This is a genomic window from Paraburkholderia nodosa (assembly GCF_001718195.1).
GTDB classification, from domain to species: Bacteria; Pseudomonadota; Gammaproteobacteria; order Burkholderiales; family Burkholderiaceae; genus Paraburkholderia; species Paraburkholderia nodosa_A.
Map to the genome: position 1 here is coordinate 81,833 of NZ_MCNV01000028.1, position 10,448 is coordinate 92,280.

Here is a 10,448-nt window from a genome sequence, read left to right on the forward strand (position 1 = left end):
GTCACTATGACTGTTAGCTTGGGCTACGATGGTGGTACGCAATTTGCCTGTAGTCGTGGACTTCTATTGTCAGGACTCTACGATGTGGCTAAAGACGAGCGCTGTCGAGATCTTCAACGAACCGGGTTGCGCAAAGAACCTCGCGAAGAGCGAAAAGGAGCGCAAGCAAGGCTGTTCGAAGCAGGTTTCGCCGGGGGCGGCCGCTGGCGGATGCGCATTCGACGGCGCGCGGATCGCATTGCAGCCCGTGGTCGACGTTGCACACTTGGTGCACGGGCCTATTGCATGTGAAGGAAACTCTTGGGACAACCGCCATTCGGCATCGTCTGGGCCGACTCTCTACCGCACCGCGTTCACAACCGATATCAATGAACTCGATGTAATTTACGGCGGTGAGAGGCGGCTTTTCAGGAGTCTGCGTGAAATTTTCGAAAAGTACGATCCGCCTGCCGTGTTCGTCTATCAGACGTGCGTGACCGCATTGATCGGCGATGATATAGACGCCGTATGCAGGCACGCGTCGGCAAAGTTCGGTAAGCCCATCATACCGGTGAATGCGCCGGGCTTCGCAGGATCCAAAAACTTCGGCAACAAGCTCGCAGGGGAGACGATCCTCGATTACGTCATCGGCACGCGCGAGCCGGCGTACAAGACACCATTCGATATTAATCTTATCGGTGAATATAACCTCTCGGGCGAGTTGTGGCAGATAAAGCCGTTGTTCGAGGCGCTCGGCATCCGGCTCCTGTCCTGCATCTCGGGAGACGGCCGCTACAGCGAGATCGCGAGCGCACACCGCGCGAAGGTCAACCTGGTGGTGTGCTCCAAGTCCATGCTCAACGTTGCGACAAAAATGCAGAAGCGCTACGGTATTCCATACCTCGAGGGTTCATTCTACGGAATTGGCGACACGAGCGACACGCTGCGCGGGGTCGCGAGGCTACTGGTGGAGCAGGGTGCGCCGGACGATCTTATCGTGCGCACCGAGCACCTTGTCAAGGCAGAAGAGGCGCGCGTATGGGGGCGCGTTGCCCCGTACAGGCAGCGGCTCGATGGCAAACGTGTGCTGCTCATCACGGGCGGCGTGAAGTCATGGTCAGTGGTCGCGGCGCTGCAGGAGGCCGGGCTCGAGATCGTCGGCACTAGTGTGAAGAAAAGTACGGATGGGGATAAGGAAAGAATCAAGGAGATCATGGGCAATGACACGCGCATGGTCGACAATTTGACGGCGCGCGAGATGTACAACATGCTCCGGGATGCGAAGGCGGACATCATGCTGTCTGGCGGGCGCTCGCAGTTTGTCGCGCTTAAGGCGCGCATGCCCTGGCTCGACGTGAATCAGGAGCGACACCATCCGTACGCTGGCTACGAGGGCATTGTTAAATTGGTGCAGGAGATCGACCGCGCAATCCAGAACCCAGTCTGGCAGCAGGTGCGTATTCCTGCGCCGTGGGACGACGAAGAGGTAGTGCATCGCGAGGGGATTCTTAAGTCTTCCACGCACATCAATCCGATTCCGCGGGGCGCAGACGGTGAGGCATACGATTGGAACCTCCGCGCGGCGGTATCGAGTTGAGTTTCGGAGTGGAGCACATATCATGGCGATAGTCGTCGAGTCAGAAAAAGCCTGTACCGTTAATCCGCTAAGAATGAGTCAACCGCTCGGCGCGACGTATGCAGCCATGGGGCTTGATGCATGCATGCCGGTAATGCACGGCTCGCAGGGCTGTACGTCGTTCGCGCTCGTACTACTGGTGCGCCATTTCAAAGAAGCCATTCCGCTGCAAACAACGGCGATGAGCGAGGTCACCACGATTCTCGGCGGATACGAGAACGTAGAGACAGCGCTGCTGAACATTCGCAAGCGCGCGGCGCCTAAGATCATTGTGCTCTGCACGACTGGCCTGACTGAGACGAACGGCGAAGATGTGGAGGGGCACCTTGCGATGGTGCGAAAACGCAAGCGCGAACTGGACGATACTGAACTCATCCTCGTATCGACACCGGACTATATTGGTGCCTTTGAGGACGGCTACAGGCGCGCGGTGACCGCGATCGTCGAGACACTGGTGAAGCCGTTGCCGACGATACCTCAGCAGATCAATCTGGTGCCGGGCAGTCATCTATCGCCTGGTGACATCGACGAGCTTCGGGAGATTATTTGCGCATTCGGGCTGGAGCCGATTGTGCTTCCAGATGTTTCCGGCTCCCTCGACGGCCACCTTGATTCTGCGTGGCGTGGGACGACGCTGGGCGGAACGACGATTGATCAGATCCGTGCGGCGGGGGCGTCGTCATTCACAATTGGCGTTGGTGAGCAAACGCGCGACGCCGCCGAGACGCTCGAAGCAATTGCCGGCGTGCCGTTCGAGATCCTCGAGCGGCTAACGGGGCTGGAGCCGAACGACCGGTTCTTGCAACGTCTTGCACAACTTTCGGGGCGTGCAGTCCCGGCCCGGTATCGCCGGCAGCGCAGCCAACTACTGGATGCGATGCTCGACAGCCATTTTTACACGGGTGGTCTAAAAGTGGCGATTGGTGCGGAGCCGGACATGCTGCTTTCGATCGGTTCGCTGCTCCGTGAAATGGGTGCGGAACTATCTGTTTGCATCAGTACCACTGCTTCGGCATCGCATGCGCTGTTGCCGGCAAGCGAAGTCATATTGGGGGACTTGGAGGACATGGAACGAGGCGCGAGTAACTGCGACCTGCTGATCACGCATTCGCACGGCAGGCAGATGGCCGGTCGCCTCGGAAAGCCGCTGATGCGCGCGGGCTTTCCGGTGTTTGACCGCGTCGGCAACGCCCATCGTTGCCAGATAGGTTATCGCGGCACAATGAATCTTATTTTCGAGATTGCCAATCTTATGTTCGAGAGGATCTCGCAACCTCATCCCGGCGACTGGAAACTGCCGCAATCATCGGGCGGCCTTGATGTTTCGGTTCAGGGTTAGGTTTAAGAGAAGGGTGTTACATGCCGTAACTTGAACTTGATGAGGAGACCAGCGCATGAAGATCGCCTTTGCGACACAGGACAAAGTGCACGTCGACGCTCATTTTGGCTGGGCGAAAGGCATTGCGGTATACGACGTGACGACGGAAGGACATTCACTTTTACAGATTTTTGATTTCGGCGACAAGCTGATGCAGGACGGTGATGATGAGAAACTTGCGCCGAAGCTCGAAGTGATCCGCGACTGCGCGATCTTGTATGTCGCGGCCATAGGCGGTACGGCGGCTGCGCGCGTAGTAGCGCTTAAGGTCCATCCAGTGAAGGTGCCGCAGCCATTGCCGATCGAAGAGATTCTAATCAAGCTGAGCAGGGTTCTGAAAGGCACGCCGCCTCCGTGGTTGCGCAAGAAGCTCACCAGGGAACGTGGCACATCGTACGATTTTGCGGGGGATGACGAGTTGCCCCCTGGCTAAAACCGATCTCCCTAGTATGACGGTTCTTGTTGCCAGTGACGCCTGTAGTGCGTCGTCCGATAAGGAGGACATGATGTGCAACGACTCGCGGGAACTTAAGACGCGCCTGAAAAAACTCAACGCGTTGGCCACGCAGGCCAAGATGGATCTGCATGATCTGTCAGAAGATCTACCAACGGGTTGGGAGCAGATAATGGTAGTCGCGCAACGCTGTCACGACGCGCATGCGGCGTTGATGCAGGCACGTCAGACCGCAGTTTCGGCTTCCGATTAAACTCCGGACCTTCAAATGAGCCATCCTTTTAGTGTGATACTCCCAAGCGGAGAGGCTTGGATACCTCACTTTGTTGATTCACTCGACGAACAAAAGTGCATCGGTTGCGGGCGATGCTTCCGGGTTTGTTCTCGCGGCGTACTTCAACTGTTAGGCATCGATGAAGCTGGCGATCATGTTCCACTGGATGATGACGATGAAGAGGAGGACGAGCATGAAAAGAAGGTCATGACAATTGCGCATCGAGGTCTCTGCGTTGGCTGCACGGCATGTGCGAAGATATGCCCGAAAGGGTGCTACACACATGCTGCGGCTCAAGTGTGAGCAAGCGAGAATTCCTATGGATTACTACGCGGTGTTAATGCGCCATGCGGAAAGCCCGGACGACTTGACGGTGCTTGCGGTCGCCGGTGTGCTCGCGGCGGCGCTCGACGAAGGCGGTACGGAAAGATTGCCTATCCCCGGACTGGATGCAGCGGAGACACACTGGATGCTTGCTCGCTGGTTCCCTGATGCCGAGAGTTCTCTGGGTCTTTACTTTGGCGCGTCGGCTGCAGATTCACAGCTAGGACCGTCTTATGACGACATCGATCTTGTAATGTTGTTAAAGACACACGCCAATCCGGGGGCAGGCACAACGACCGAGATCAATTGCATTTCTCACGCGCTGGTCTACGCTTGCGCAGGCAAAAAACATCTGTGGCAGGAGTTGCGCCTTTCTTCGCGCGGCGAATTGTCGGCGCTTCTCGAGTACTGGTTTCCGGCGCTTGCTGAAAAGAACGTTCACGGCATGAGGTGGAAGAAGTTTCTCTACAAGGAACTTTGCGGGACCGAGGCGTTGAACGTCTGCCGGGCCTCAAGCTGCGGGGAATGTGCGGAATATTCCAGTTGCTTTGGGCCGGAATGAATGTGCGGATCAGTGGCGACTCCGATTGACGTAGGTATATTTGATTCGTTTCCCTGTCGGTTGCAGGAAGAATCGCGTAATGTATGTGATTTGGTGGGCAGTACGGAGAGTGATATGAAACGAAGACCATTAGGGATATTAACGTTGACCGACGGGGGCAGTTATGAAGAAGCTAAAGAGGGTGCTGTGTGGTGCTCTGATGGTCGCTGCGCTGGTCGGGGCGGCGGTGTTGGCTGCTGCTTCGGATAAGGAATGCACGTGGCAGGATGCGGAAAACCCTTTAGAGAGTTTTACCCTCCAATGGTGGCCCGGCGGGGGGGAGGAGTTCACGCGGCGGAGCGAATGGACTGAGTATTGAGCTTCACCAATGCTGACGGGTGAAGCCTATGCCAGTTGGTGTCGATATCGCAAAAAAAGTCTTTCAGGTACACCACGTGGACGAAGAGACCGGCGAAATCGTCAACAAGCCGATCAAACGGGCGGAGTTTCTCGCGTACTTCGCAAACCGCGCAATCGAGCAGATGAAGAAGCGCCGGCCACTGAACGTCGTGATCGTTGCACTGGCGGACAAGATGGCCCGTACCATTTGGGCCATCCTCGCACATGGTTGTTCCTATCGGAGTGGATATGTGGGCGCCAGGCCAGTTTGAGCGATTTTCGAACGCACATGAAATCAGCTCTGTAGTCGGAGGATGGGACGTCAAAAGGTTGCGCTGGCACTTGAGAGTGATGGCAAAACATGTCGGACCGGGACTCGCCAAACCTGAATGTCCTTTCGGGCTAAAAGCCCGCGACGAAAATGAGGCGCGAGTCAGCGGAATCCATAGGGGCCCGCAGTGAAACACTAGCTGCAAAGGCCAGATATAAAGCTGCAGCCGTTCCTGTTACGTCAGAACACTCAAAGCCCTTCGCAAAAGGGCGGCGTCCATATAAAGGACATGGCCAAGCCAATACTCGACGACGAACTGTGGGCACTCATCGAACCGCTGCTGCCCCCTCTCAAACCACGGCGAACCCGTTATCCGGGGCGCAAGCCGCTCGACAATCGTGCGGTGCTCACCGGCATTCTCTTCGTCTTACAGACAGGCCTGCGTTGGGACCTGCTACCTCGAGAGATGGGGTGCGGCAGCGGCATGCGTTGCTGGCGGCGCCTACGTGACTGGCAAGCCGCTGGCGTGTGGGAGCATTTGCACGAGGTGCTGCTTGGGCGATTGCGCGCAGCCGAGCAAATCGACTGGCCTCGCGTCATCGTCGATTCCTGTTCAATCCGCGCTGTGGGCTCAGGTCAAAAACAGGACCAAATCCCACAGACCGCGCGCGACCCGGTTCAAAGCACCATCCCATCACCGAAGCGCAGGGTATCCCGCTCGCGGTGATTCTGACCGTCGCGAACCGCAATGACGTCACTCAACTTCAAGCGCTGGTCGAGGCATTTCCGGCCAAGCATGGCAGACCATATCAAAGCCTCGGTTCGTTCAGGGCGACAGAGGCTACGACCACGACAAATATCGACGTCCACTGCATGCTGCCGGCATTGCAACCGAAATCGCTCGACGTGGTCTGCCTACATAGTAGTGGGCTAGGCAAAACACGCTGGGTTGTTGAGCGGACCATCTCGCGGCTTCACAACTTCCGCCGACCGCGCATCCGCTTCGAACAGCTCGCTTCCATCCACAAGGCTTTCCGCTGCTGCATCATATGTTGGCGACACCAGCAAAAGTCATTCTGTTAACACCTCTTATTGCGCCAACGGCGGATGGAATACCGGTGGCCGTGATCACCTATTTCGGCTTTTCCTTAAGTTCCCTAACCTAACCGCCCTTGCCAACGTAAGCTCGCTTTTGGCACAAATCACGACTCATAAATGTGCTTGATGCATCCAAAAAAAATAGCGACTTATACGGAACGAACCCGCGCTGTTACGATTCGTACATCGTTGCCACGGGGCTAGGTGCGAGCGCGGAGTTGGACGCCGTCCACGCGAATTGCATTGCCACAGGGTTTGCGCTGGTCGCACACGGCGATCTGTCGAATCCAGCGTGCGCGGAGTTGTCGCGGCCCGTGACAAGCTAGTTCAGCGCGCCTCCGATGCCTTTTTTGTTCGCGAGCTTGGAGCTCGAGAGCGTGATGCGGCGGCCGCGCTGGATTGCCACTGTCCGTGTGTCCTCGCAAGGATGGCCCTGTCTACTTCGAACCGGTCAAAGTGTGCTAGGGCGGTCTCGCAATAGCAGTCGCCATCTGCGTCGTAGGGCGGCTCCGTGTAGCGACGGTCAGGATATTTGACCACCTCGTTCACCGAGCTGGTGGTCGGAATCGGCTCAGCAGCTCGGCTGCCTCAACTGCATCGTGATGATGAGGCGGATGGGCGCGCTGTTCCATGGTCTGCCAAGGCCTCTTGACGTCGCTGTTCATCGCCACGCCGTTCGTTCTTCTGCAATGTGGCGGCCATGGCCTGCCGTGCAACTGATTGCTTCCCACCGTTGCATGCGTAGCGATCGTGTTTCCCCTCATGCGGTCCTGCTGAAGTTTGACGACGACTTGCGAACAAAGCGGCAGCTGTCCACAACGTAAATGCGCTGTGCGTGTTGATTCAACTGCCGGCAAATCCACATAGACTGTTAACCTAACAAGAACAAACCGTATGGCTTTACGTCGCATCGCAACCGCATTACTGCTGGCTGGATTGATTACCGCCCATACCGCGCAGGCAGATGTGATGCTCAATTTCGTCGATGCCGGCATCGATCAGGTCGCCAAGGCGGTCGGCGCGGCGACAGGGAAGACGATCATTGTTGACCCGCGCGTCGAAGGGCGGCTGAATCTCGTCTCTGAGCACCCTGTTTCCGAGGATCAAGCATTGAAAACTCTGCAGTCTGCGCTGCGAATGCAGGGTTTCTCGCTGGTGCAGGATCACGGTGTGCTCAAGGTCGTGCCCGAAGCGGACGCGAAAGTGGAGGGTGTGCCGACGTACATTGGAAATGCGCCTTCGGCACACGGCGATCAGGTCGTCACCCAGATCTTTCGCCTCAGGAACGAATCGGCGAACAACCTCCTGCCAGTGCTGCGTCCGCTTATCTCGCCGAGCAATATGGTTGCGGCCTATCCATCGAATAATACGATCGTCGTCACGGACTACGCTGATAACGTCCGCCGCATTGCGCAGATCATCGCGGGCGTCGATTCTGCGGCCGGCCAGCAGGTGCAGGTAGTGGAACTGAAGAACGCGAATGCGACCGACGTTGCGACGCAGATGACCAAGATGCTCGACCTTGGGTCGATCGGCAATACGGATGCGACGCTGAAAGTCTTGGTGCAGGCCGATCCGCGCACGAATTCGCTAATGCTGCGAGCGTCGAACGCAGTGCGCCTCGCGGGGGCGAAGTCGCTGGCGAAGCAGCTTGATGCGGCAACCGGGCGGCCCGGTAACATCCACGTTGTGCAACTGCGGGGCGCGGATGCCAGGCGTCTTGCGAAGACGCTGCGCGGCATGCTCGGCAAGGGCGGCAATGATTTGATGTCCACAGGGGGCGGTGGTGCCGCGAACTCGTTCAACCAAGGAAACATGGACTCGTCGGCGGGCACGCCGGGCCAGCCCCCACTGCCAGGCGGATCCTTGGGCGGTTCGTCATTCTCGTCGATGGGAAGCAATGGACTTGCAGGCGGCGGCAACAACGGCAGTCAAGGTAACAACGCGGCGTTTCTTGGCGAAAAGGAAGGCGGTGACAGTGAAGAGAACCAGCCCGGCGGGATGATCCAGGCCGATCCGGAGACGAATTCGTTGATCATTACCGCGTCGGACGCCGTCTACGGCAATCTGCGCAGCGTGATCGATCAGCTTGACGTCCGCCGCGCGCAAATATATATCGAGGCGTTAATCGTCGAACTGTCGGCGACGACAAACGCGGACCTCGGCATCCAGTGGCAGGGTGCGCTGCTTTCGAATGGTGGAAACAACGGTCTCTACGGCAGCTCCAACTTCAATTCCAACGGCAGCCAGGGCATCGTGAACCTGACTGCGCAGGGGGCGATCATCGCGAACGCCCCCGCCGCAGCGCTCGCGACGAAGGGCGCGGACCTGCTGAACAACGGCCTGAACGTAGGCCTGCTGCACCGCTTCGGCGACGTGTTCGGTCTCGGGGGGCTGTTGCAGGCGCTGTCGCAGTCGAGCGACGCGAACGTCCTATCGACACCTAACCTCATCGCGCTCAATAACGAAGAGGCGAAGATCGTCGTTGGCTCGAACGTGCCTGTAGTGACGGGTTCATACGCCACGCCGACCGCGAATGCCGCAACGTCCGTGACCGCATTCAACACGTTCGATCGACAGGATGTCGGGATCGTGTTGCACGTGAAGCCGCAGATCACCGACGGTGGCATCATAAAGCTGCAAATCTATGCCGAAGCTTCGTCCGTCGATTCGGCATCGACGAACAATCAGGGCGGCGTGACAATCAACAAGCGCTCGGTGCAGTCGACGGTGCTGGCCGATGATGGCGAGATCATCGTGCTCGGCGGCCTGATAAAAGATGGGTACGCGAACGGCAACAGCAAGGTGCCGCTGCTAGGCGACGTGCCGTGGATCGGCCAGCTGTTCCGTTCGGAGCAGAAGAGCCGCGAAAAGACGAATCTGATGATATTCCTGCGTCCGGTCATCATCGACGATCGGGATAAGGCGCAGGCTGTCACGTCGAACCGCTACGACTATATTCAAGGTGTGCAGGGCGCGTATCGTCAGGACAACAACCTGATGAAGGACGACGACGACCCGGTCGTGCCGCAGAAGCCGGTAGGCCCAAGTCAGGGCGGGTCAACCCTGAATCTATTCGATCTCGACAAGATGCGTCGCCAGTAGATCGATGTCTTGGTTTTCATGTTGGGATGCCCCCCTATGCGGTTCATCAAGCGTTAAGGGCTGACTTGTGTTCGGAAAAGGTCCCGTCGCATGGCGAACAGGACGTCGTAGCGTCGCCGTGCCAGTGAAATGAGCGCTTGGTTTTGTCGCTTGGACTGCTGGACTTTGCGTGCGTAGAGAGGGCCGTAAGATAGGTCTCTAAGGCCACGAGGGTCGATAGAAGCAAGTCGCCGAGCACGTTGTTGCAGCGCTTGGACGGGGGCTCGGCACGGATAGAGGAGCCTGAACGCCGGGAAACTGGTGCGACGCCAGGTGGGTCGCCAAGTGACCTGCCGAATTGAATGGTTAATGCAAGGCCTCGGCGAGGGTCTGGCGGCGGTTCTGCCTCCGACTCCCGGTATTTTTGTCAGGACTGGCAAAAGAAGTGGTAACAACCAACCGCTTAACATCGGCGGCGATTTCGTCGCGTTGTTGTGTTGAATTGCACCGGATTCGCCGCGATGGATCGGTGTACTTCCATTTCAATGGAAGCGCCTGCTTGTTGTATAGAGGTGGCTTCGAGAATTCGGACAGTACGTTGAGTGGAAAGCTGGGGCGTGAGTCGGCCATAATGGCCGGCAACAAGGAACCAGAAGATGACGAAACGAAACCGACGGACCCACTCACCAGCGTTCAAGGCAAAGGTGGCCCTTGTCACGGGGCGGCGTAATCGAGCCGGGGATGGGCGGCGTAATGGAGCCAGCAGAAACGGGGGTAAAGCGCAGATTCGAACGGCTTCAAGAATGCCGTTTTTTGCCCGATTTGGCAACCGCGTTTTCACTGCTCGCCGGCATCGGTTTGGGCTTGCGGAAGCTCTCGCCCTCGATCACGACGCGATAGGCGCCGTGGCGTAGCCGGTCCAGCGTCGCGGCGCCCAGGATGCGGTTGTCGGGAAACGCGTCGCCCCATTCGCTCAGATCTAAATTTGACGTGACGATCGAAGCCGCTCG

8 protein-coding genes and 4 pseudogenes are annotated in these 10,448 nt (G+C 57.8%); 10 read left to right on the plus strand and 2 right to left on the minus strand.

All coding sequences use genetic code 11. The features are described from left to right. Nucleotides 1-82 precede the first annotated feature (82 nt). The 10 genes and pseudogenes from nifE (at nucleotide 83) to gspD (ending at nucleotide 9,459) form a co-directional block, all read left to right on the plus strand. Nucleotides 83-1,576 carry a nitrogenase iron-molybdenum cofactor biosynthesis protein NifE gene (nifE, locus tag BFD71_RS32395; RefSeq protein WP_069268338.1) on the plus strand — a complete coding sequence of 498 codons (1,494 nt, stop codon included), beginning with the start codon at nucleotides 83-85 and terminating at the stop codon, nucleotides 1,574-1,576. A gap of 22 nt (nucleotides 1,577-1,598) precedes the next feature. Continuing rightward, nucleotides 1,599-2,954, plus strand: a complete 1,356-nt coding sequence (gene nifN, locus BFD71_RS32400) for a nitrogenase iron-molybdenum cofactor biosynthesis protein NifN (RefSeq protein WP_069268339.1) — start codon at nucleotides 1,599-1,601, stop codon at nucleotides 2,952-2,954. Nucleotides 2,955-3,009: 55 nt separating this feature from the next. Continuing rightward, entirely contained in the window at nucleotides 3,010-3,426 is a 417-nt protein-coding gene (gene nifX, locus BFD71_RS32405; RefSeq protein ID WP_069268340.1) for a nitrogen fixation protein NifX, read from the plus strand. Between the two features lie 73 nt (nucleotides 3,427-3,499). After that, nucleotides 3,500-3,700 (plus strand): CCE_0567 family metalloprotein, encoded by a 201-nt coding sequence (locus BFD71_RS32410; protein WP_069268349.1) that lies wholly within the window; start codon nucleotides 3,500-3,502, stop codon nucleotides 3,698-3,700. Between the two features lie 15 nt (nucleotides 3,701-3,715). Beyond that, a complete protein-coding gene (fdxB, locus tag BFD71_RS39630; protein WP_083245591.1) occupies nucleotides 3,716-4,024 on the plus strand; it encodes a ferredoxin III, nif-specific in 309 nt (102 codons plus the stop codon). A gap of 16 nt (nucleotides 4,025-4,040) precedes the next feature. Continuing rightward, the gene (locus tag BFD71_RS32415) at nucleotides 4,041-4,607 is read left to right on the plus strand and encodes a nitrogen fixation protein NifQ (RefSeq protein ID WP_069268350.1); all 567 of its coding nucleotides are present in this window, start codon (nucleotides 4,041-4,043) and stop codon (nucleotides 4,605-4,607) included. A gap of 386 nt (nucleotides 4,608-4,993) precedes the next feature. Beyond that, nucleotides 4,994-5,119: pseudogene (locus BFD71_RS40930) on the plus strand (IS110 family transposase); the annotation flags it as partial. Next, nucleotides 5,120-5,257: pseudogene (locus BFD71_RS40935) on the plus strand (IS110 family transposase); the annotation flags it as partial. It abuts the pseudogene before it with no gap. A 288-nt stretch (nucleotides 5,258-5,545) separates the two neighbouring features. Then, nucleotides 5,546-6,339: pseudogene (locus BFD71_RS39635) on the plus strand (IS5 family transposase). Between the two features lie 909 nt (nucleotides 6,340-7,248). Further along, nucleotides 7,249-9,459, plus strand: a complete 2,211-nt coding sequence (gene gspD, locus BFD71_RS32430) for a type II secretion system secretin GspD (protein ID WP_069268343.1) — start codon at nucleotides 7,249-7,251, stop codon at nucleotides 9,457-9,459. Nucleotides 9,460-9,512: 53 nt separating this feature from the next. Here gspD and BFD71_RS42905 read toward each other — a convergent pair. Next, nucleotides 9,513-9,933 (minus strand): annotated as a pseudogene (locus tag BFD71_RS42905) (transposase); the annotation flags it as partial. A gap of 302 nt (nucleotides 9,934-10,235) precedes the next feature. Further along, the coding region (locus BFD71_RS32435; protein WP_176732986.1) for an ATP-binding protein at nucleotides 10,236-10,448 on the minus strand (213 nt) is incomplete at its 5' end.